Source organism: Dyadobacter chenhuakuii (assembly GCF_023821985.2).
Taxonomy (GTDB): domain Bacteria; phylum Bacteroidota; class Bacteroidia; order Cytophagales; family Spirosomataceae; genus Dyadobacter; species Dyadobacter chenhuakuii.
The window spans coordinates 2,801,251-2,823,474 of record NZ_CP098805.1 but is presented as its reverse complement, the minus strand read 5'-3'; the positions used below and the strand labels follow the sequence as shown (position 1 = coordinate 2,823,474).

17 protein-coding genes are annotated in these 22,224 nt (G+C 46.4%); 6 read left to right on the top strand and 11 right to left on the bottom strand.

The annotated features are described in order from the left end of the window. Positions 1 to 87 precede the first annotated feature (87 nt). Positions 88 to 1,683 carry a peptide chain release factor 3 gene (locus NFI80_RS11680; protein WP_235158382.1) on the top strand — a complete coding sequence of 532 codons (1,596 nt, stop codon included), beginning with the start codon at positions 88 to 90 and terminating at the stop codon, positions 1,681 to 1,683. A 72-nt stretch (positions 1,684 to 1,755) separates the two neighbouring features. Here the strand turns inward: NFI80_RS11680 and NFI80_RS11675 are convergent, their stop codons facing one another. The 4 genes from NFI80_RS11675 to NFI80_RS11660 form a co-directional block, all read right to left on the bottom strand. Further along, positions 1,756 to 2,136: a DUF4890 domain-containing protein gene (locus NFI80_RS11675; RefSeq protein ID WP_026630963.1), complete on the bottom strand. Its 381-nt coding sequence runs from the start codon at positions 2,134 to 2,136 to the stop codon at positions 1,756 to 1,758. A 65-nt stretch (positions 2,137 to 2,201) separates the two neighbouring features. Beyond that, the gene (locus tag NFI80_RS11670; protein ID WP_235158383.1) at positions 2,202 to 2,945 is read right to left on the bottom strand and encodes a DUF3307 domain-containing protein; all 744 of its coding nucleotides are present in this window, start codon (positions 2,943 to 2,945) and stop codon (positions 2,202 to 2,204) included. Continuing rightward, a complete protein-coding gene (locus NFI80_RS11665; RefSeq protein WP_235158384.1) occupies positions 2,942 to 3,580 on the bottom strand; it encodes a SatD family protein in 639 nt (212 codons plus the stop codon). The genes NFI80_RS11670 and NFI80_RS11665 overlap by 4 nt, the downstream gene beginning before the upstream one ends. A gap of 113 nt (positions 3,581 to 3,693) precedes the next feature. Continuing rightward, entirely contained in the window at positions 3,694 to 3,981 is a 288-nt protein-coding gene (locus tag NFI80_RS11660) for a hypothetical protein (protein ID WP_235158385.1), read from the bottom strand. A gap of 171 nt (positions 3,982 to 4,152) precedes the next feature. On the opposite strand from NFI80_RS11660, the gene NFI80_RS11655 reads away from it, so the two are divergent. Together NFI80_RS11655 and NFI80_RS11650 are read left to right on the top strand one after the other, a co-directional pair. Next, complete coding sequence (locus NFI80_RS11655) at positions 4,153 to 7,179, top strand: amidohydrolase family protein (protein WP_235162956.1); 3,027 nt, start codon at positions 4,153 to 4,155, stop codon at positions 7,177 to 7,179. Between the two features lie 33 nt (positions 7,180 to 7,212). Continuing rightward, on the top strand, positions 7,213 to 8,535 hold the full coding sequence (locus tag NFI80_RS11650) for an amidohydrolase family protein (RefSeq protein WP_235162957.1): 1,323 nt from the start codon (positions 7,213 to 7,215) through the stop codon (positions 8,533 to 8,535). Positions 8,536 to 8,571: 36 nt separating this feature from the next. Here the strand turns inward: NFI80_RS11650 and NFI80_RS11645 are convergent, their stop codons facing one another. From NFI80_RS11645 to NFI80_RS11615, 7 genes are all read right to left on the bottom strand, one after another. Next, positions 8,572 to 9,411 carry a CvfB family protein gene (locus tag NFI80_RS11645; protein WP_235158388.1) on the bottom strand — a complete coding sequence of 280 codons (840 nt, stop codon included), beginning with the start codon at positions 9,409 to 9,411 and terminating at the stop codon, positions 8,572 to 8,574. 49 nt (positions 9,412 to 9,460) lie between these two features. Continuing rightward, positions 9,461 to 11,866, bottom strand: coding sequence for a TonB-dependent receptor (locus NFI80_RS11640; RefSeq protein WP_235162958.1), 2,406 nt, complete (start codon positions 11,864 to 11,866; stop codon positions 9,461 to 9,463). Between the two features lie 179 nt (positions 11,867 to 12,045). Next, on the bottom strand, positions 12,046 to 13,374 hold the full coding sequence (locus NFI80_RS11635) for a TolC family protein (RefSeq protein WP_233795815.1): 1,329 nt from the start codon (positions 13,372 to 13,374) through the stop codon (positions 12,046 to 12,048). 45 nt (positions 13,375 to 13,419) lie between these two features. Next, the gene (locus NFI80_RS11630) at positions 13,420 to 16,515 is read right to left on the bottom strand and encodes an efflux RND transporter permease subunit (RefSeq protein WP_235158390.1); all 3,096 of its coding nucleotides are present in this window, start codon (positions 16,513 to 16,515) and stop codon (positions 13,420 to 13,422) included. A 38-nt stretch (positions 16,516 to 16,553) separates the two neighbouring features. After that, positions 16,554 to 17,651: an efflux RND transporter periplasmic adaptor subunit gene (locus NFI80_RS11625; protein WP_235162959.1), complete on the bottom strand. Its 1,098-nt coding sequence runs from the start codon at positions 17,649 to 17,651 to the stop codon at positions 16,554 to 16,556. A 142-nt stretch (positions 17,652 to 17,793) separates the two neighbouring features. Next, positions 17,794 to 19,041, bottom strand: coding sequence for a chorismate-binding protein (locus NFI80_RS11620; RefSeq protein ID WP_235162960.1), 1,248 nt, complete (start codon positions 19,039 to 19,041; stop codon positions 17,794 to 17,796). Positions 19,042 to 19,086: 45 nt separating this feature from the next. Next, positions 19,087 to 19,512 (bottom strand): hotdog fold thioesterase, encoded by a 426-nt coding sequence (locus tag NFI80_RS11615; protein WP_233795819.1) that lies wholly within the window; start codon positions 19,510 to 19,512, stop codon positions 19,087 to 19,089. Between the two features lie 85 nt (positions 19,513 to 19,597). Between NFI80_RS11615 and NFI80_RS11610 the strand changes: the two genes are divergently transcribed. The 3 genes from NFI80_RS11610 (at position 19,598) to NFI80_RS11600 (ending at position 22,197) form a co-directional block, all read left to right on the top strand. Further along, positions 19,598 to 20,242 carry a histidine phosphatase family protein gene (locus NFI80_RS11610; RefSeq protein ID WP_235162961.1) on the top strand — a complete coding sequence of 215 codons (645 nt, stop codon included), beginning with the start codon at positions 19,598 to 19,600 and terminating at the stop codon, positions 20,240 to 20,242. A gap of 104 nt (positions 20,243 to 20,346) precedes the next feature. Beyond that, a complete protein-coding gene (locus NFI80_RS11605) occupies positions 20,347 to 21,414 on the top strand; it encodes a sensor histidine kinase (RefSeq protein WP_233795821.1) in 1,068 nt (355 codons plus the stop codon). 48 nt (positions 21,415 to 21,462) lie between these two features. Further along, entirely contained in the window at positions 21,463 to 22,197 is a 735-nt protein-coding gene (locus NFI80_RS11600) for a LytR/AlgR family response regulator transcription factor (protein WP_233795822.1), read from the top strand. The last annotated feature ends 27 nt before the right edge of the window (positions 22,198 to 22,224 follow it).

Below are 22,224 nucleotides of genomic sequence, written 5' to 3'. Positions count from 1 at the left end.
CACCGATCGTTTCTTAACAAGATAATTTAGAGCCGTCCCGGTTAGGGGCGGCTTTTGTTTATTCTTATCTTTGTGCAAATTTTAGATATGAGTAATTTAGAAGAGATCAAGAAGCGGCGCACATTCGCAATTATCAGTCACCCAGATGCTGGTAAAACCACACTTACCGAAAAGCTGTTGCTTTTTGGAGGCGCGATCCAAACGGCGGGCGCGGTAAAATCCAATAAAATCAAAAAGACCGCTACTTCCGATTTCATGGAAATTGAGAAGCAAAGGGGAATTTCGGTCGCAACTTCGGTAATGACCTTTGAATATAAAGACCTGCTGATCAATATTCTGGACACGCCTGGTCACAAGGACTTTGCAGAAGACACCTATCGCACATTAACCGCCGTGGACAGCGTTATCCTGGTGATTGACTGCGTAAAAGGCGTGGAGGAACAGACCGAAAGGCTCATGGAAGTGTGCCGGATGCGGAACACGCCGGTGATTGTTTTTATCAATAAGCTCGATAGGGAAGGCCAGAATCCGTTTGAATTGCTGGATGAGCTGGAAACAAAACTCAGCATCCGCGTGCGTCCTTTGACGTGGCCGATCAATATGGGGGCTAATTTCAAAGGCGTTTACAGCTTGTACGAGCAAATGCTTTATTTCTTCAAAATCAACAAAACCAAAATCGAAAATGATGTTGCGAAAGTGAGTCTGGAAGATGAAGGTTTGGTGGATCTGCTGGGAGAAAGAGATGCTTCGCAATTGACGGAAGATGTGGAGCTTGTGGAAGGTGTTTATGACGTGTTTTCGGAAGAAGCTTATCAAAAAGGCCAGTTAGCGCCTGTTTTCTTTGGCAGTGCGATCAATAATTTTGGTATAAAAGAACTGCTGGACACATTCTGCGAAATCTCACCCATTCCGCAGCCACGTCCGACGGATGTGCGTGAAGTGTCACCTATGGAGCCAAAATTCACCGGTTTTGTATTTAAAATCCACGCAAACCTAGACCCGCGTCACCGTGACAGGATTGCATTTTTAAGGATTTGTTCAGGGAAATTTGAACGTGGTAAATTCTATAAACACGTCAGAATGGGTAAAGATGTCCGTTTTTCTTCTCCCTTTACATTCATGGCTTCGGCGAAAAGTGTAATGGACGAAGGCTTTCCCGGTGATGTTGTAGGACTTTATGATACAGGAAGTTTCAAGATCGGCGATACATTGACGGAAGGAGAAAACCTTCAATTTTCAGGGATTCCGAGCTTCTCGCCGGAGATCTTTAAAGAGTTGATTAACCTGGATCCGATGAAGTCCAAGCAATTGGAAAAAGGCATTCAACAACTTACAGATGAAGGTGTTGCGCAACTTTTTACATTGGACTTAGGAAACCGTAAAATAGTAGGGACGGTTGGAGAACTGCAATTTGATGTAATCCAATATCGCCTCGAACACGAATATGGCGCAAAATGCCGCTGGGTTCCGATGAGCATTACGCGCGCTTGCTGGCTTACCGCCGATGAAAAGCCTGCTATGGACCAATTCATCCGCCTCAAAGGAAACCAGATTGCCTACGATAAAGATAGAAACCCGGTTTTCCTGGCAGAATCTGAATGGATGATCCGTATGAACCGGGAAAACAATCCAGCCATCCATTTTCACTTCACGTCGGAATTTAAGACCGAAATGGCGATATAACTTGGAATGTTATAAATAGAAAAGGGTTGGATATCGTTGGATTCCAACCCTTTTTATTTGACTAAAGAGAGCTTAATTTTCGCGCGGTCCTCTGCTGCTGCCACCGCCCCGACGATCGGCGCCACCGCGCCTATCTTCCAGCATGGTTTTGTATTTTTCCTGTTGCTCCACCGTCAGTATTTTCGCGACTTCGTTGTTGTAGGTTTCCATCGAAGCACGCATTTGCTCGCGGTCGGCGGTTTGGGCATCCCTTAACTCCTTCATTTTCTGCGTTCTCGCCAGCGTCAGGTTGTAGACCTGCTTTTGCTGATCTTCGGAAAGGTTCAGCTTTTCGGTCATTTGCTTGGTCTGGTTTTCTGCGCGTTTTTCAGGCGTCATATCAGAATCCTGGCGTTGGGCGAAGGCTGCGATGCTGAAAAGAGCCATTAGCATGGCCAACATTGTCTTTTTCATGGTTATCAAATTTAGATACCCAGGTTAGAGCAATTTGTTGCAGCAAGGTTTAATTGTGTTGGATTTTAATACAATGTTTTCACCACCAGCGCCACTGCGATCGCACAAGTGTAGCTCATCAATGTCCCCACCAGCACATATTCCGACTTTTTACTAATGTAGGCTGCTGAAATTTCCCCGCTGGCAGATTTGTCATTATAACGCAAAAGCGACTTCGCAGCAATCAAAAATCCAATGGCTGAAAACTGACTAACCAGCACAAAAACAAAGATCAGCAGCCTTTCCGACATCCCTATCCAGCGTCCGGCATTGGCCAGGTTATCATCTGCATTAGGCGCCAATGCAGCCAGTTCTTCGCGCCAGGGTTTGGTAAGGATGCCCACAAAAAACGAAATAGGAGAGAGTGAAACCAGCGCGCCAGTGAAAATGGCGAGCGTTTTGGTAGTGAAAAGCCAGGTTTTGAAAGTTTCCACGCCAGCCGGTAAAGCACTGGTGATAATAAGCGCGGTAAGCGCAATGCTGATCACGTGAGCAACCTGATCGGCCACAAACCAGATCAATGTTCCCTTTTTATCAAACGCGATTTTTGCAATGTCAATCAGGCCGTGAGCCACGCCTAACGCGAGAGCAGGAACCGGATTGGTCCAGTAACCCAGCACGACGTAAGAAACAACGATGACAAGCGCAATGTGGAGATAAAAGTATTTGGAGCGGAAAGATTTTTCTCTTTTTTCAATGACCCATTTCGTAGGCTGCCAGTAGAAATCGACAAGAATGTGTGCGAGCAATAATTGGAGAAACTCGATCATGATTTTGTTTTTGTGTATAGTGATAAATGTTTGGGAAAGGTAGCAAGAAAATTTTCAACTGCCCACCATTTTGAAGAGGCCACACGCTGACTGGCGGCAGGCTGACTGATGCCAAGCTGCTCGGAAATCTGGTTAATGTTCTTTTTCAAAAGTAAAGCCACAATCACCTCGCTCTGAGCGGTTGTCCAGTTCTCAATAAGTGTTTCTAAAAGATCCAATGTCGCATTCAGCGGCTCAGAAGGCGTTGGCAATGCAATCCCGATCCGCGCTTTTTGCTTCCTGATATTGTCGGCCAAATGCCCCGACAATCGAAATGCTTCGCCATCGGATGTGCCCGCGCGGTCGGTTAGCTGCTCTGCTTTTCCTATGCCAATCGCTACGCGTAAATCAGTGTTTTTGGCGTGTGTGCGCATATTAGCGCGGGCCAGAATGGCGGCATACATGGCTTCGTTAGGGTTTTTCAACACACCCTGAAAGCTGTCCCCGCGATATATTTCAGGTTTCAACACCCAGTCAAAGGCTGGATTTTCCCGTAACAAATCGATCATTTCGCTTAGCCATTCGGTGGTCTGTTCTCGTGAGAAAAACGTTGAATTGACCATATCAGCGGTGATTACAGCATAATGCTTTTTCATAAATATAAGCTTTTTGCCTTATAATGGTTAAATATAAGGTAAAAAGCTTATATCAGCCAAATATAAGGTAAAAAGCTTATATTAACTGAATATAAGGTAAAAGCCTTATATTTTTAAAGCATAGCATGCGCCAAAGCTTCCCATTCTTCTTGCAAGGAACCCTTAAAAACAGACTTTCCGGCGCGCTTGTACCAATAACCGGCATTCCAGGTGTCGCCTTCTACGCGGTGCAGATACGCATGCAAATGATCATAAACGGGCGTTCCTTCTTTGCTTTGGGCAATGTTATGAGCGGCTTCCCAGTCATCTTTTGCTGCATACCAAAGCGCTTTAAGCGGCTCTGAGACTGTTTCTGGTGGTGAATCCTGGGAAAGGGAATCTTTAAAATCTTGATAGTCCATATTTTTGAAAAGCTAAATAGTCATTTGAAAACACAGCGACAAGATGCAAAAAATAGGCAACATAACAATTCCCCGCGGCAATTGTAACTTCCAGTGAAAATGCCCTTTAAGCCCTGATTTGTCAATTTAACTTGTATATTGTAGTTCCGAACTGCAATTAAATCCCAACCTATGTTTAAACAATTATCAGCCCTGCTGACCTGTCTTACGATCGGCGTGATCGCGCATGCGCAGGAGACTTTCCCCCAAAACGGAGCCTATGACGACCGGCCGGGGCGCTATGCTTTTACAAACGCAAACATTGTTGTCGATTCCAAAACTACGATCCTGAAAGGGACCATGCTCATTGAAAACGGGATCATCCGTGAAGTGGGCAAGCAGGTGAAAATTCCTGCGGGCACCGTGGTGATGGATTTGAAAGAAAAATACATTTACCCTTCCCTCATTGACCTGGATTCGGATTATGGAATGCCGGAAGTGAAGCGCGAGCGGACGGGAGGAGGCAGGCAAACGCCGCAACTGGAATCCAATAAAAAGGGTGCATTTGGCTGGAACCAGGCTATTCAGCCTGAAAATGACGCGAGCTTAATGTTTACTCCCGACGCTAAAAAAGCCGAGGAGCTTCGCAAAATCGGTTTCGGGACCGTGCTTGTTCACCCACATGACGGGATTGTGCGCGGAAACGGCGCAGTAGTAACATTGACCGACGAGGCTGCCAACAAAGCAATGTTGAAACGAAAAGCGTCGGCCCATTATTCATTCAGCAAAGGCACTTCTTCACAGACTTACCCATCGTCTACGATGGGCGTAGTAGCGCTGCTAAGGCAGAATTATTACGATGCCGACTGGTATGCCAAAACAGAAAAAGCCAAGGAAACCAATCTTTCGCTGGAAGCATTCAACCAGATCAAAACCCTTCCTTCCTTTTTTGAAACCAATGACAAATACAGCATTCTGCGTGCGGATAAGGTCGGTGATGAGTTTGGAATACAATACATTATCAAAGGCGGAGGCGACGAATATCAGCGCATTAAAGAAATTAAAGCCACGAAAGCAACATTGATTCTGCCCCTTCAATTTCCTGATGCTTATGACGTTGCCGATCCCTGGGACGCGGATCTGGTGAGCGTGGCACAGCTGAAACATTGGGAAATGGCCCCCAAGAATGCATCCGAAGTTGCGAAGGCCGAAATTCCATTTGCATTCACGGTTTCCGGCTTGAAAAACAAGGGCGATTTTTGGAAAAATATAAAAACAGCTATTGAGTACGGCCTGCCGAAAGAAAAGGCATTGGAAGCATTAACGACCATTCCTGCAAGCCTGATCAAGGCGGAAGGGCAGGTAGGGAGCCTGAAAAGCGGGTTGCTGGCCAACTTCATCATCACTTCCGGTGATCTGTTTGGGAAAGACAATGTCATTTATGAAAACTGGATTCAGGGAAAGCAATTTGTACTATCGGCCATGAATGCGCCGGATGTGCGGGGGACTTACGCGCTCTCGGTGAACAACCAGCCTGCGGGCAAGGTGCAGATCACGGGTGGATTAGATAAGCCTGATTATAAGATCGTTGTACAGGATTCGGTGAAAGTAACGCCTAAGGTTATCTTGTCGGACAAGTTGCTGACGATGACTTACCAGGCTGATAAAAGTGCAGGAACGACTCGCCTGACGGGTTGGCTCGCGGGAACAAATCTTTCCGGAGAAGGCGTGTTGCCGAATGGGAATGTTGTCCCCTGGTCGGCAACATTATCCGAGAAATATCAGCCTGCGGCAACCAAGGATTCCACGATCGCCAAAGTGAAGGAAACCGGGCCGGTTTATTATCCTTTTGTAGGCTTTGGAAATGAGACATTGCCTGTGGCGGAAACGGTGTTGATCAAGAACGCGACGATCTGGACCAACGAGAAAGAAGGCATTTTACAAAATGCAGACGTCCTCGTTCAGAACGGTAAGATTGCGAAAGTAGGTAAGGCATTGTCGGCGCCTTCGGGAGCAAAAACGATTGACGGAACAGGCAAGCATTTGACCAGCGGCATTATAGACGAACATTCGCACATTGCGCTCTTTACCATTAATGAAGGCGGGCAAACGAGTTCAGCCGAGGTGAGAATGAGCGATGTGATCAATCCGGATGACGTGAATATTTATCGCCAACTGGCGGGTGGTGTGACGACTTCTCATTTGCTGCATGGATCCGCGAACTCAATTGGTGGACAAAGTGCCTTAATCAAGCTGAAATGGGGTGCAAGTCAATCCGAAATGCTGATTCCCGAGGTGAAAACGATCAAGTTTGCTTTGGGAGAAAATGTAAAGCAATCCAACTGGGGCGACATTGTTCGCACGCGTTTTCCGCAAACCAGAATGGGCGTGGAGCAGGTGTTTTTTGATCATTTTTTGAGAGCAAAAGATTATGCTGCCCAATGGAAATCCTATAATGCGGGTTCCAAAAAACAAGCCGCGAATGCACCAAGACGAGATATTGAACTGGATGCATTGGCCGAAATCCTGGCGAGCGAACGTTTCATTACTTGCCATTCGTATGTGCAGTCCGAGATCAATATGCTCATGCATGTAGCTGATTCCCTGAATTTTAAGATTAACACATTTACCCACATTCTGGAAGGTTACAAGCTGGCCGACAAGATGGCGAAACGTGGCATAGGCGGCTCTACATTCGGTGACTGGTGGGCTTATAAAATGGAAGTCAAAGAGGCGATTCCATATAATGCAGCATTAATGTATCATGAAGGCGTAACCGTGGCGATCAACTCCGACGACGCCGAAATGGCGCGCAGACTAAACCAGGAAGCGGCTAAAACGGTGGAATATGGTGGTGTGCCGGAGGAAGAAGCCTGGAAAATGGTGACGCTGAACCCTGCGAAATTGCTGCATGTGGACAATCGCATGGGGAGTTTGAAACCTGGAAAGGATGCTGATCTGGTGCTCTGGAATGCGCATCCGCTTTCTATTTATGCAAGACCTGAGTTTACGATGGTGGAAGGCGCCGTTTATTTTGACAGGAAAAAAGATGAAGAAAAGCAGAAAACAATGGCTTTGGAACGTGAGCGGCTGATCCAGAAAATGCTGGGCGACAAAGCCGAAGGAAAACCGACGCAAAAACCACAAGCTACGCAACCCAAAATGTGGCATTGTGAAGACATTGTAGGCGTTCACACCGAGCACGAAACAGGACATTAATCTTCTTAATCATCAGGATTTCAACTCATTATCATGATAAAACATAACATTAAGCGCCGGATGACAGGCTTGCTGCTGGGCATTGCCGCATGCGTCACCACCGGAAACGCGCAAAACCCGGCTCCGGCAGTCAAACAAACAAAAATGATCCTCGTCACCGGCGCAACCATTCACGTGGGCGACGGACAGGTGATTGAAAACGGCTCCATTGCCTTCGATAACGGAATTATCACGGCAGTGGGCACCACGGGATCTTTTTCCGGTGGCAATGGCGCCGAGGTGATCGATGCCAAGGGAAAGCACATTTATCCAGGCATAATTTCGCTCAACACGACCGTTGGTTTGCAGGAAATTGCTTCGGTAAGGGCCACTTTGGATTATAACGAAGTCGGCCAGATCAACCCGCACGTTCGCGCGCTGGTGGCTTACAACACCGATTCCGAAGTGATCCCTACCTTGCGCGGCAACGGCATTCTGCTTTCGCAAGCTGTGCCGCAGGGCGGCGTGATTTCCGGCTCCTCCTCTGTTTTTTACAGCGATGGCTGGAACTGGGAAGATGCGGTTTTGGTCAAGGACGATGGCATCTGGCTGAGCTGGCCGCCATTTTTGTCGAGCAGTTTTAATTATGAAGATTTCACTGTTTCGGTTAAGAGAAATGACAAGCGCGCTGAGGCCATTAATGTCTTCCGTTCCACATTTGCGGATGCGAGAGCTTATGCGGAAACGCAGTCGCCCGGTTCTGTGAACCTGCGCCTGGCTGCGATGAAGCCGCTTTTTGATGGCTCGGCCAATTTGTACATTCGTGCGGAGTATGGGAAGGACATTATTGAAGCTGTAAATTTTGCGAAGGAAAACGGGGTGAAAAAAATCGTGATCGTAGGCGGCGATGAGTCTTACAAAGTCGCTGCTTTCCTAAAAGAAAACCAGATTCCCGTGGTTCTGAACCCTACGCACCGCCTGCCCGGCCGTGTGGATGAACAGGTTTACCTGCCTTACGAGCTGCCCGGCATGTTGCACAAAGCAGGCGTAAAAGTGGCGATCACGTATGCGGACGAATGGTGGCGGACGCGTAACCTGGCTTTTCTGGCGGGGACGTCGTCAGGATTTGGCAATGTGACGCCAGAGGAAGCATTGCAATTTGTTACCAAAAATGCTGCTGAAATCATCGGCGCTGACAAACTGGTAGGAACATTGGAAAAAGGGAAACAGGCTTCGTTCCTCGTGACGGCAGGAGATATGCTGGATATGCGCGGCAATGTGATCCAGATGGCCTTTATTAAGGGCGGGAAAGTGAACTTGGACGATAAACAGAAGCGGCTTTACGAAAAGTATAAAGTCAAATACGGGAAGAAATGACAAAAAAAATGCCGGTCACAAGCCGGCATTTTTGTTTTAATCTTCTACAACCAGCCTAATGCCGTCATCACCGATCTTGATCAGGCCTTGTCTGTAAAGTCCACCGATCGCCTTTTTGAAGACTTTTTTGCTGATCTGTAATTTCTTGTAAATATCCTCCGGCGAGCTGTTATCCGATAAATTCAGGAAACCGTTCGCTTTTTTTAGTTGGTCCAAAATAGCCTGTGCAGTCGGTTCAACCACTTCATAACCGGTTTTTTGCAGGCTGAGGTCCAGCTTATTTTCTTCCCTTATTTTTTTGACATAACCCCTTAACGAATCGCCAACATGAATGTCGCGGAAAACTTCATTCGCGTAGATCAAACCTTTGTGATATTGATTCACAATGGCGTTGTAACCCAGATCCGATTTTGAAAAGATCAGCAGATCCACTTCATCGCCTTCGGCAACTGTAAGTCTTTCGTTTTCAAGAAAACGGTCGATCTTGGTGGATGCAATCAGGCGCGAAGATTTTTGGTCGAGATAAAGGAACACGACGTGCCATTCTCCGAGCTGCATCGGTGTGCTTTGTTCGCGGAACGGCACGAAAAGGTCTTTAATTAAACCCCAATCCATAAAAGCGCCATGTTCCGTAACATCCGTTACTTCCAGAAAAGCAAACTGATTGCGGATGATTTTCGGTGTTTCCGTGGTCGCTACGGGACGGTCTTCGGAATCCAGGTAAACGAACACCTTAATGGTGTCGCCGATCTGCATTTCATCCGTTAAATATTGATTGGGTAAAAGCACTTCTTCGCCCTCGACATCACTCAGGAACATGCCGACGCTGGTTAAGCGCTCAATGGTGAGGTGATTGTATTTTCCTATAAAAAGCATTCGCTATTGTACAAAAGTTTGCGCAAATGTACGGTTTTCAACCGTAGGATTAGTCTTCTTCACCTTCGCCGCCTTTGTTATCCATTCTTTCCTTCTCTTTGGAGCGGTTGAGGCGGTAGGCAAATGTTACCAAAAACTGCCTTGCACGCCACTGGAACTCCGAACGGGAATAGTAACCTGCATTCTCGACAATGCTGCGTCTTTTCTGAGAATTAAGCAGATCACGCACGCTGGCGGTAACGGTTCCTCTGCCTTTGAGAATGTCTTTGGAAAGCCCGAGATCAATAAAATAAATGGCCAGATCGCGTCCCTGCGTTGTTTTGCGCGGTGCACGGTAATTGAATGAAGACTGAAAATCAACAGATTTAAACAATGTAACCCTTGATGAAAACCGGCTTGTCCAGGAATAAGTGTCGCTTTTTAAAGCCTTATCCTGGTAAAAACCTTCATTAATGGCCCTGAAAATGTTCGCGTTTCCGGTCAGTTTCCACCAGGGAGCCGGGTCATAAGTCAGGTTAAATTCAAATCCATAGGAATCGCCGGTAGAAAGATTGATAGGTGTAATGGTGGTAAAACCCGTGGAATCAACGGAAGTAATGTTCTCCACAACGCCCAGCCGGTGACGATAGTAAATGCTGGACAGCAATGAGCCTTTTGGCATATTCAGCAAATGTCCGGCTTCAAACGAATGTGTAAATTCTGGATTCAGCAATGGATTACCGGCGCGGAATACGCGGGAATCGCTGAAATTGGAGAAGGGTAGGAGGTCGCGGAAATTAGGACGGCTCAGGCGGTAACTGTAACTCAGCTGAACAGTTTGCGCATCAGCAACTTTGTATGACGTATGAATGCTTGGAAAAAGATTGAAATAGCCTCGGTGATTGCGCTGATTCGTCTTTTTAAGCTCCGTAGTAATGTCCGAATATTCTCCTCTTAACCCCGCTTGAACAAACACTTTTCCAAACTGATTGCTGGCCATGACATAACCTGCATGGATTTTTTCGTCGTAAGCAAACCGGTTATCATACTGGTCCAGAATAATCCAATCCATCTGCTCGTCCTGCTGATGCACTGAGAAATCATTGTCCAGTAACCGGATGGACGTTTTTAGTCCCGCTTCTATTTTTCCATCCTTCCCAATGGGTTGAATGTAATCAAGCTGTGCAAGGAATGTCTTTTCATCTTCGGTATTATATGCACGCTGCATAATGCCGGTGGGATCTAGATTTGAAAACTCCCGGTAACGAGCGGATTCCGTTTCGTCACTAATGATGTATTTGGAATTGAATGACAGGCTTTGTCCCTTTTTGTCAAATTTCTTTTCATAATTCAATGCTGCCTCAATGTTCGTTCTTGGCTCGGTTTCTCTTTCCGTACGCGTAACGGTTTGTGTCAGCACATTGTTAAAATCATAATCCATGTAATCCAGCTGTGACCTGTTGTTATTCATGGACTTACGGTAAGAAACTGTCGCTGTAACCGTGTTAAAATTATTCAGAAAATAATCCAGGCCAACCATAAAGTTGTTGGAAGTCCCCGAGCGCGTCCGCGCCGAACGTTGCTCGTACACAAAACTAGTATCCGAGCTGTTATATTCCTGGCGCGAATTGCCCCTGCCTGGCCCTTCGCGATACATTAAGCCGTAATTAGCAATTAGATTCACCTTTTTACGCCGATAATTAAGATTGAAAGAGCCGCCGAAATTGGAGGGATAACCGGCAGTCGCCGTAAACGAACCATTTAATCCGTAACGGATATTTTTCTTCATCACAATGTTCAGGATGCCGACTTCGCCTTCCGCATCATAACGCGAGGAAGGATTGGTAATGATCTCAATGCTCTCGATCAGGTCGCCGGGAATCTGCCGCAGCGCTTCTGCCGGGTTTAAGCCGATCATGCCCGATTGCTTTCCATCGATCAGAATCCGGACGTTACCGCTTCCCCTTAATGCTACATTTCCTTCCACATCAACAGTTACCGAAGGCATATTATTCAAGATGTCCGATGCATTGCTTCCTATGTTGCTGAGGTCTTTTCCAACATTAAAAACACGTTTGTCGAGCTGCAATTCCATCTGGCTTTTTTCCCCGCGCACGAGCACCTCTTCCAAAACTTTTGAATTCGATTGAAGTGAAATTATTCCAAGGTCCAGGTTCTGGCTGGCCACATTCACATTGGGGACAATCTTCTCATCCAAAGTGAGATACGTGATTTTGAGAAAATAATTTCCCGGTGCAGCAGGAAATTCGAAAAGGCCTTTATCGTCAGAAGCAATGCCGCCTGCGAGGCTGGAATCCTTTGCAGAATAGAGTGCGACATTGGCAAACAGGACCGGATTCTTATCCCCATCCTCCAATTTGCCTTTAATTAAGAAAGGCTCCGCTGGCTCTTCCTGTGCAAAACATTGCAGGTTGATCAAAAGCAATAGCAAAAAGGGGAGCCGGAAATTTCTCATGATGTTAAGTTGAAGGAAGTAAGTTTGTTAGATGGGCGAGATGATGAAAGGTTTAATTTCTTTTTAATCTCGATAAACAAAAAGGAGAAAAACCTATGCCACCAACGCTTCTTCCGGCGCAAAAAGAAAAGGCTGACTATTTGATAGCCAGCCCTTTAATCAAAAATGAGATTCAAATGCTATTGCAATGTGTTACTAAGCCGTTTTAGCTCGATTTCGGCTGCTTTGGCTGCATAATTCAGGTTGATCATCCGGTAACCGGCATCTTCAAAACTCCGCTGGGCCTCACGCACATCGATGATTGTTGCCTGGATCAGTTCAAAACGTTGTAATGTAAGATCCAAGAGCTGTTTTGCCAGGTTAAAGTTGCGTTTTTGTGTTTCAAGTTGTTCGAGCGAAGTCAGGAAAGTCTGATACATTTTCACTGCACCTGCATTGTAATCGCGGACAATAGAGCTTCGTTGCAACTTGGCGCTTTCCGTGTTAATTTCCGCAACCTGCTGCTGTCTTTTAAACGCCGAACCGTTGTAAATCGGGATAGCGAGCGTGAGGCCTGCATTAGGACCTGCAACCCTGTTCAGCAAGGTAAAACCGGCGGCAGTTTGGTTTCTGGAAAAGTTGTAAGCCGTGTTGAACCGCACGGTCGGGTATCTTAACGCAGCCGTTTCGCGGACGATCAACTCGTTGATGCGGATTTGATGATCCGCTGCTTTCACGTCTGCATTCGCCGCAATCCGGTCCAGAATGGCGTCAAGTTTAAGCGTATTGTCAACCATAATTGTATCCTTAATGCTTACCGCCGATTTCGGATCGAGCGTCAGGATGCGAAGCAGTTCGGTTTTGGCGACCTGGGCTACATTCAGCTGGTCCAGAAATGTCTGGTTTAATGTATTTAAATCGATTTCGGCTTGAAAAAGATCTGCATTATTAGCCATTCCCGCTTCTTTGCGCACTTTCAGGATTTCAAGTCGTTTTTCGGAAGCTTGGATCGAAGTTCGTACCGTATTCAGGTAACTCAATTGGCGCACGACATCATAATAACTCGTCATTACCAAAGCTATTGTGTTCTGAATCTGAGAGTTAAGCAGCTCTGTGCTTTGATATTGCAGCTCGGCCAGACGTTTTTTTGTGGAAACAACCCTTTTACCATTGTATAACAAAATACCAGCATTCAAGCTGGCCTGGGTGTTGTTACCTGCTGCAGCATTCCGATTGATCTCAGTTCCGTCCGTTAACTTTTGATTGACCTGTGTGATCTGTTCTGTATTGGAAGCCTGAGCTGTCACCAGCGGTAGGCCTCCGGCAACGCCATAATTGTTGAGCAGCGTGTTGGCTTCCACATTGTTTTTGGCGATTTCTATTTCGTAATTATTCTTTAAAGCCGTCGCGATCGCGTCTTCCAAGGTGATCGTAAGGCTGTCGGCCTGCATGGAAAACGCGCTGCTGCTGACCAGCAGGAGCATTAGCAAAAGGTTTTTCTTACATTTCAAAATCAGGAGCGGGTTCATGCAAAGACAATAGTTGATTTATAAATATTTCAGGAAAAATGGCTGTTAATGCTGAACAGCCAGCTCTTCTGCCATTTTCTGTTCTTCGGTCATTTTGTGGTTTTTCGGTGAGATGAACGTATAAACCGCCGGGATCACAAACAATGTCAGGATCAGCGAGAACATTAACCCTCCCACGATAACCACACCCAGCGGAACGCGGCTCGTGGCAGCAGCACCCAGGCTAAGCGCAATCGGCAATGCTCCGAAGGCCGTGGCAAGGCTCGTCATAAGAATCGGTCGTAAACGCTGTGTGGCAGATTCCACGGCGGCGGCCATTCTTCCCATTCCCTGTTCCCGTTTCTGGTTGGCAAACTCCACGATCAGGATCCCGTTTTTGGTTACCAAGCCAATGAGCATGATCATCCCGATCTGAGAGAATATATTGATCGTGAGACCAAAAAGATACAAGCTTAGCAATGCACCCGCTAACGCAAGCGGCACGGTAATCATGATGATAAATGGATCTGTAAAGCTTTCAAACTGTCCTGCAAGCACCAGATACACAAGCAGTAATGCTAATCCAAATGCGAAGCTGGTGTTTGACGAGCTTTCTTCAAAGTCACGCGAAGAGCCTGTCAGTGACGTCTGGAATGATTCGTCCAGCAGTTTTGCGGCAATCCTGCGCATAGCGGCCACACCGTCGCCGATGGTTTTTCCCTCCACTAATGATGCAGAAACCGTTGCGCTCTTGTAACGATTATAGTGATAAATCGTAGGCGGGCCGCTTTCTTCTTTCATCTGAACAACGGCCGTCAACGGAATATTTTCACCCCGGTTATTCCGCACGTAAAGTTTTGAAATATCAGCAGGCTTGTTCCGTTCGGAACGCTCCACCTGGCCGATTACCTGATATTGCTGGCCGTTCATGATGAAATAGGCAAGTCGTCTTCCGCTAAATGCAGATTGGATCGCACCGGCAACGTCTGTTGTCGACAATCCAAGATCTCTTGCCTTCAAGCGGTCAATCGTAAGCCGGATCTCAGGTTTGTTGAATTTCAAGTTCACGTCCACATTCTGGAATGTCGGATCTTGCCGCGCTTCTTCCAGGAATTTGGGTAATACTTCAAAAATCTTGTTGAAATCAAGGTTTTGTAATACAAACTGAACGGGTAAGCCGCCCCGTGAGCCCTGGCCAACGGCAATGGTTTGTTCCTGAGTTGCGAAAATCCGCGCATCATTGAAACGCGCCAGCTTCTTATTGATTTCCTGAGCCAGGTCGTTCTGGCTTTTCTTACGCTCGCCAGCCGGGACAAGGCCAATCCTTGCCGTGCCGCTGTTTACACCGCCACCGCCAAAGCCCGGGGTTGCGGAGAATGTGAATGCTTTTTCGGGAATGGAATCGTTCAGGAAGTTTGATAACTGATCCGAAACGCCTTGCATCTGGTCAAAACTGGTTCCTTCCGGCGCCGAGAGGTTGAAACGGATGCTGTTCCTATCTTCCATTGGTGCCAGCTCACTTTGTAAGTTGGTGTAGGTAAAATAAATAAGCACACCGCAGGCGGCCACCAAAACCCAGGCAAGCCAGCGTGCCTTCATAAAGCCGCGCAGTGACCGGTTGTATCCATCTTCCATTCCTGTGAAAAATGGCTCTGTCTTATTGTAGAACCAGCCATGGCCTGCACTTTTACGATTTAAAAACACATTCAAAACCGGGGTGATCGTAAGCGAAACGAATGCTGAGATCAAAACCGCGGAAGCCACGACGATACCAAATTCCCTGAACAGACTGCCGACAAAACCTTCGAGGAAAATAACGGGCAGGAACACAACGGCAAGGGTAAGCGAGGTAGAAATTACAGCAAAGAAAATCTCGCGGCTTCCTTCCAATGCAGCCTGCCTTATCGGAAGGCCGCTTTCAAGCTTTCGGAAAATGTTTTCCGTGACTACAATTCCATCATCCACCACGAGTCCTGTTGCCAGTACAATGCCTAGAAGGGTCAATATATTTATTGAAAACCCGAACAGATACATGATAAAGAACGTCGCAACCAGCGATATCGGAATATCAATCAATGGCCGGACAGCAACGATGAAGCTCCTGAAAAAGAACAAGATAACGATTACCACGAGTGAAAACGCGATCAGCAGGGTTTCCTCAACTTCCAGGATAGACTGACGAACCAGTCGCGTGTTATCCAGGAGAACATTGAAGGTAATGTCCGATTTATTTGATTTTTGGATCTCTGCAAGCCTTTTGTTGAACTCATCTGAAATCTCAACATAGTTGGCTCCCGGTTGCGGGATTACAGCCAGACCAACGGCGTACATACCGTTGTATTTCCAGCTTTGTTCCTCATTTTCAGGGCCAAGCTCTACTTTTGCAACATTAGCCAGACGCACAATCCCTGCACTGTCATTTCTGATAACGAGATCGCTGAATTCTTTTTCGCTGGTAAGCCGGCCCATTGTCCTGATGGTCAGCTCGGTGTTGGCTCCGTAAATCTTTCCCGCCGGTAACTCGACGTTTTCAGAGCTTAATGTTGTTGAAATATCATTGAAAGAGATGCCATAGGCGCTCATTTTATCCGGATCAAGCCAGATGCGCATGGCATAACGCTTTTGCCCGAAAATATTGATGGCACTTACGCCGTCAATGGTTTGAAGACTTTGCTGCAATACGTTTTCTGCATATTCACTCAATTCCAATAAACCCTTGGATGGACTTTGAACCGCAAGAAGCAGGATAAAATCACTGTTTGCATCCGCCTTGCTTACCACCGGCGGCGCGTCCACATCTTGCGGAAGGTTGCGCTGCGCCTGGCTTACTTTGTCACGAACATCATTGGCTGCGCCTTCAAGATCCGATTCCAGGTTGAATTCAACAGTAATGTTACTGGACCCGATCTGGCTGGATGAGCTGATACTTTTAATGCCGGGAATACCATTGATGCTTTTTTCAAGCGGCTCAGTGATCTGGCTTTCAATGATATCGGCGTTCGCACCGGTGTAACTCGTGCGGACGTTTACAACCGGCGGGTCAATGGCCGGGTAGTCGCGGAGTGAGAGAAAGTTATAGCCTACCACACCGAAGAGGATGATGAGCAGGTTCATAACTACGGCCAAAACGGGCCGTTTTAATGATAATTCAGAAATGTTCATAGGTCAGGTTCAAGGAAATAGTTGTTCTACCGCCGTAATTACTTCACAGCATTCAAGCTTTTTACGCTTCTCACTTTCACTGGGGCATCAGGACGGGCAAATAACACGCCCGAAACAACTACGGTATCCCCAACGCTCAGGCCACTGGTCACTTCAACTACTTCTTCACGTCTGTCACCAGTCTGGATTTCTACAAAAACCGCCTTTCCGCCCTTCACGGTAACCGCCTTTTTGCCCATCGCTTCCGGTATAATGCAGTTGGTAGGGATCAGGATACTGGATTTATTCGTACTCGCATTCAAATATACTTTCGCAAACGAACCCGGACTTGTGGAGCCGGAATTCAGCACAGCTCTTACCGTAATGTTCCTGGTAGACTGGTTAACCTGCGGTTCCAGGGCGATAATCCGTGCACTTTCTCTTTTTCCGGAATTCTGGTCCAGGAGCACTTCTACATTGGCACCTTTCCTTACATATTTCTGGTAGGTTTCTGGAATTGTAAAATCGATCCTCAGATTGGCCAGCTGCTGCATGGTAGCAAGGACGTTCGTTGGCGTCACGTAGGAACCTTCACTTACTTTTCTTAAACCTATAACACCCGTAAATGGCGCACGAATAATGGTTTTGTCGATCAAAGCCTGCGTGTAAGCCATATCCGCCTTAAATGTATTGACTTGGTTCACAGCCAGATCGTAATCGGCCTGGTTGATGCCGTTTACGGCCACAAGCTGTTTCAATCGCTTTTCAGTGGTTTCTGCAAGTTCGAGCTGCACTTTTGTACGGTTCAACTGCGCCTGTAAATCTGCATTATTAATCCTGGCGATCACCGTTCCTTTGGAAACAGTTTGTCCCTCAGGAACATTGAGAAATGTAAGCAGTCCGCTTACTTCCGGTCTGAGTTCGGCAAATTCATTAGCAACAATTGTTCCGTTAACTTCGACCTTGTCGCTTACATTTTCACTTTTGGCAATGATGACGTCAACGATCGTAGGTCCGCCGCCACCCTTCGCCTGAAAAGTGTCCTTTTTTTCCTTGCATGAAAATGTGAAGAGAAGCGTACCCGAGAGGATTACAGAGGAGAGGGTTTTATTCAGATTCGGTATTTTCGAAAATACAGACTTTGTGTTTGGATTCATAAAATAATAATTCCAGAGCTTTGGTTTAGGGGGCGTTGTTGTTAATAATATCGAAATTCGGGTCTTTCCCAAAATTATATATTAATCTAAAACCTATTGGACTTTTTTCTACTATAAAAGTTTAATAGCAGAAAATATATTTTTAGAATTCCTGCGCAATTACTTTCAGAAGTGTATCACATTTCATCTCCGTTTCTTCCCATTCCCGCTCAGGAACGGAATCTTCGGTGATGCCGGCACCCGCGAAAAATGTTGCTTTTCCATCTTTAAACCTCACCGTCCGCAGGTTTACAAAAAGATTTGTATCGCCGCCCACTTGTGCCGGCCCGATAAAGCCACTATAAAATGAGCGGTCATAGCCTTCGATCTCGGTAAGGAATTGCAGGCTGGGAAGTTTGGGCACGCCGCAAACCGCAGAGGTCGGGTGCAGGAGTTTAAGCATCACAGACGCGAGCTCAGGGAAGTTCAATGTCGCCGTGTCCACTTCAAAATCAGTCCTTAAATGATATAAATTACCGGCCAGAACTGTTTTAGGGCCGGTCTCCGTGTATTCCCGGAAGCGGATTTTCTTGAAACATTCCACAATGTAACGGCTAACCAGCGCATGTTCTTCAATCTCCTTTTCGCCCCAGCGAATATCAAACTTCGGGATAAGCTCACCAGCTTCATTCCGCGCATTCTGCGTTCCCGCGAGCGACATTGTCCTGAAAGTGCCATTAGAATCCTGGCGTACCAATGCCTCCGGACTCGCCCCAAGCCATAACTCATTCTGATCGGGCAGGTTAACCAGCGAAACAAATGCATGCGGATATACTTTTGCCAGCTTGCAGAATGCTTTGGCGGGCTGAAAGTTTTCAGAATAGGCTAAGTCCTTTGTTCTGGATAATACTACTTTTTTAAACTGGCCCTGGCGGATAGCAGATACAGCCAACTCGACCGTCCTTTTAAAACGGTCGCGGGCATTCAGATCCGGTAAATCGTTGATAGCAATAGCATTGTGATAGGCATGCGGATTGGCATCTTTGGCAATTTCAGTGGCCAGCGTTACCAGCTTTATCACATCCGGATGTTCCTCGCTGACGTTATTTTCAATGTCTTTTATACTATTATCGTCAGAAAAAGTCAGAATAATGTCGCCTTCCAGAAACAGCACCTCCTGATCGGTTTCCCAATGAAAGTTGCTTACGACGAAGCCGGCTGAGAGTTTTTCGAGCTCAGGCTGACATTTTCGGATTCCGTCCCGAACCGAAATCAGCAGCTGAATTTCATTCCTGTGCGGTAATCTCCATAATGCCGACGGAAATCCCAATTGTCTGGATGCTGTCCAAAGCTCCTCAACCTGTAATCCCTCAAATATGGAAAGTCGTGTGTCGGTTTGTACTGAAAGCATTTAGTCTTTAATCTAATCGTTAGGTTATTTTCCTGCAAAATAATGTCAGCGGTCGGCATTCACAATAGCAACTGTCAGGCGGCTGATACATACCAACTTTCTTTCTTCATTGGTGATTTGAATGTCCCAAATGTGAGTTGTCCTGCCCAGGTGGATCGGCCGCACAGTTCCGTAGACGAAACCCGCCCTGGCAGACCGGATATGATTTGCATTAATCTCCAGACCCACCGCATGTTGTTTATCAGGGTCGGGCAGACAAAGAAATGATGCAATGCTGCCCAATGTCTCTGCCAGAACAACAGATGCGCCGCCGTGTAAAATTCCAAATGGTTGATGCGTACGCTTGTCCACTGGCATTCTTGCAGTTATATAATCATTCCCAATTTCTGTGAACTCGATTCCGAGATGGTTGGAAATTGTATTCTGACTAAAAGAATGAAGTGCATCTAACGTAATGGATCTGGTGAACATATCTAAAAATTGTATAAATTTGTATCTGCTGTAAAGGTTAAAAACAAGGTATTTGCAAAATTAATATTTAAAAAATCCTATTATTTTGAAAAGAAAGTCTATCTACCTCATTCGTCACGGTGAAACAGATTTTAACCGCAGGGGAGTGGTTCAGGGAAGCGGTGTTGATTCCTTGCTGAATGAATGGGGCGAAGCCCAGGCTGCCGCTTTTTTTAATGCTTATCAACATGTTCCTTTTGATAAAATTTACACCTCTAATTTAAAACGAACACATCAAACAGTTCGTGGGTTCATCAGGCTTGGTATCCCTCATGAAAGTTATGCAGGGCTGAACGAGATCTCCTGGGGAAACCGCGAAGGCCGCGAACCGAACACGGGTGATAACAACTATTACCGCGAGCTGGTCACTGCCTGGAAAAACGGTCAGGTTGATCTTGCGGCAGAAGAAGGAGAAAGTCCTTTGCAGGTGCGCGAGCGCCAGATCCCGGTGATCGAGACCATTCTGTCCCGGCCGCACGAAAGAAATATCCTGATTGCCATGCACGGCCGCGCCATGCGGGTGCTGCTTACCACGCTTTTCAATCAGCCTCTTGTTAATATGGATGATTACGAGCATAGTAACCTGTGTTTGTACAAAATCAACTATTCTTACGACACAGGGAAGTTTGAGCTGGAAGTGGCCAACAACATTACCCACCTGTTGTCCCTAGAAATTCCTCAAACTTTGTAAAAACCGTTTGTGTACATTCGTTTCCTTTGGTGTATTTGTGAACTGAGGTGCAGTTCACAGGGATACATTTGCCAAAGTTCAAGCAGCACAACAGAAAAAACTTTATGTCCAAAAAACGTACTTATTGGACGTTACAAATTCTCGGCTGGACCTTACTGATCATGTTCGAGTATGTGCCTTATGCGCTTGAATTTGGTTTTGAAGTCGGAGTATTTTACACAGCATTAGCCAACATTCTTTTAGGCATTTGCCTCACGCACGTGTACAGGCTTGTGATCCGGAAATGGAACTGGTCTTCTTTACCGCTTCCGCGGCTTTCATTGCGCGTGATCGGCTCCGTTTTGTTATTGGGACTGATTATGACACTGGTCAATCAGCCGATGGACAGGAAAGTGCTTGAACAAAATTTACTGAATCAGCCGCTTGTTTTCTGGGGTTACTACGCCAACTGGTGCAAAAACCTTCTTGCCTGGATCTTGTCTTACACGGTTTATCATTATATAGAGCAAACAAGGCTTGCCGGATATGAGAAGATCATGCTGAAAATGTCCATGCGGGAAGCAGAGGCGAAGGTCCTCCGTTCACAGTTGAACCCGCATTTTACATTCAATGCATTGAACAGCATCCGCGCACTGGTGTATGAAGATCCTAAAAAAGCACAGCTCAGTATCACACAGTTATCCAATATTTTACGAAATTCTTTACTGGCCGACAGACGCAAAACGGTTGATTTACAAGAAGAACTGAGAACTGTTGAAGATTATCTGGAACTTGAAAAGGTCCGCTATGAAGATCGTCTACGTTACTCCATAGCAACAGATCCGCAAGCCATTTACTGGCAGGTCCCACCTATGATGCTCCAAACTTTGGTCGAAAACGGCATTAAGCATGGCGTTTCAAAGGAAATGGGTGGTGGATTTATCGATGTAAAATCGGAAATTGCAAACGAGCTGCTGATTATTACCATTCTTAACTCGGGAAATCTGGGTAACACGGATTCGGGAGGCGTTGGTTTGAAGAACACGGCCGAGCGGCTGTCTATTTTATATGGTAAGGGCGCAGCCTTCCGCATTTTTCAGGAGAAACAAGACGTGGTTTGCTCCGAAGTAAGGATTCCAATGTTGTCGGAAGGCGTGATGATGGTGGGTGAGGAGACAGGGAAACGCAACTGACAGCTTACATCAATTATTAAACTTCATTTAATTCCTAACTGACCTGTTATGAGGACTCTTATTGTCGACGACGAACGCCTTGCAAGAAACGAATTGAAAAGATTGCTGGAACCTTATACCAAGATTGACATTGTAGGGGAAGCGGCCAATGCGGAAGAGGCTTTGGTAATGATTGAAGAATTACAGCCGGAACTGCTGTTCCTGGACATTCAGATGCCAGGCAAAAATGGTTTCGAATTGCTTTCGTCCATCGAGGGAAAAAGCCCGGAGGTGATTTTTACAACTGCTTATGATGAATATGCGATCAAAGCATTTGAGTTCAATGCACTAGATTATTTGTTAAAACCAATTGATTCTGAGCGTTTAAAGGATACAATTCATCGCATCGAGGAAAATCAGGCGCAGCCGGAGGCACCTGCCCAGGCGCATGAACGTGCAGAAAAAGTGCTTGGCGAGAATGATCAGGTGTTCGTGAAAGACGGTGAGAAATGCTGGTTTGTAAAACTGGGCAAGATCCGCCTTTTTGAATCCATGGGAAATTACGTTCGCCTGCATTTTGATGATCAAAAGCCTTTGGTCTTGAAATCGCTGAACAATCTGGAAGAGCGGCTGGAACCCAACACTTACTTCCGCGCCAATCGCAAGCACATTATAAACCTGCACTGGATCGAAAAAATAGAACCCTGGTTTAGCGGCGGACTGCTTGTTACGCTGCAAGGCGGCGACAAAATCGAGATCTCGCGCCGTCAGGCCATCCGGTTTAAGGAGCTGATGAGTTTATAATTGCTTTTCCCATTTCATCGAAAATAT

Bases quoted from the DNA above. Each gene is read 5' to 3' on its own strand.
- NFI80_RS11655 (WP_235162956.1), top strand. From the start codon at position 4,153: ATGTTTAAACAATTATCAGCCCTGCTGACCTGTCTTACGATCGGCGTG.
- NFI80_RS11665 (WP_235158384.1), bottom strand. From the start codon at position 3,580: ATGAAAAAGCATTATGCTGTAATCACCGCTGATATGGTCAATTCAACG.
- NFI80_RS11660 (WP_235158385.1), bottom strand. From the start codon at position 3,981: ATGGACTATCAAGATTTTAAAGATTCCCTTTCCCAGGATTCACCACCA.
- NFI80_RS11670 (WP_235158383.1), bottom strand. From the start codon at position 2,945: ATGATCGAGTTTCTCCAATTATTGCTCGCACACATTCTTGTCGATTTC.
- NFI80_RS11680 (WP_235158382.1), top strand. From the start codon at position 88: ATGAGTAATTTAGAAGAGATCAAGAAGCGGCGCACATTCGCAATTATC.
- NFI80_RS11645 (WP_235158388.1), bottom strand. From the start codon at position 9,411: ATGCTTTTTATAGGAAAATACAATCACCTCACCATTGAGCGCTTAACC.
- NFI80_RS11635 (WP_233795815.1), bottom strand. From the start codon at position 13,374: ATGAACCCGCTCCTGATTTTGAAATGTAAGAAAAACCTTTTGCTAATG.
- NFI80_RS11615 (WP_233795819.1), bottom strand. From the start codon at position 19,512: ATGTTCACCAGATCCATTACGTTAGATGCACTTCATTCTTTTAGTCAG.
- NFI80_RS11675 (WP_026630963.1), bottom strand. From the start codon at position 2,136: ATGAAAAAGACAATGTTGGCCATGCTAATGGCTCTTTTCAGCATCGCA.
- NFI80_RS11600 (WP_233795822.1), top strand. From the start codon at position 21,463: ATGAGGACTCTTATTGTCGACGACGAACGCCTTGCAAGAAACGAATTG.
- NFI80_RS11620 (WP_235162960.1), bottom strand. From the start codon at position 19,041: ATGCTTTCAGTACAAACCGACACACGACTTTCCATATTTGAGGGATTA.
- NFI80_RS11650 (WP_235162957.1), top strand. From the start codon at position 7,213: ATGATAAAACATAACATTAAGCGCCGGATGACAGGCTTGCTGCTGGGC.
- NFI80_RS11630 (WP_235158390.1), bottom strand. From the start codon at position 16,515: ATGAACATTTCTGAATTATCATTAAAACGGCCCGTTTTGGCCGTAGTT.
- NFI80_RS11625 (WP_235162959.1), bottom strand. From the start codon at position 17,651: ATGAATCCAAACACAAAGTCTGTATTTTCGAAAATACCGAATCTGAAT.
- NFI80_RS11640 (WP_235162958.1), bottom strand. From the start codon at position 11,866: ATGAGAAATTTCCGGCTCCCCTTTTTGCTATTGCTTTTGATCAACCTG.
- NFI80_RS11605 (WP_233795821.1), top strand. From the start codon at position 20,347: ATGTCCAAAAAACGTACTTATTGGACGTTACAAATTCTCGGCTGGACC.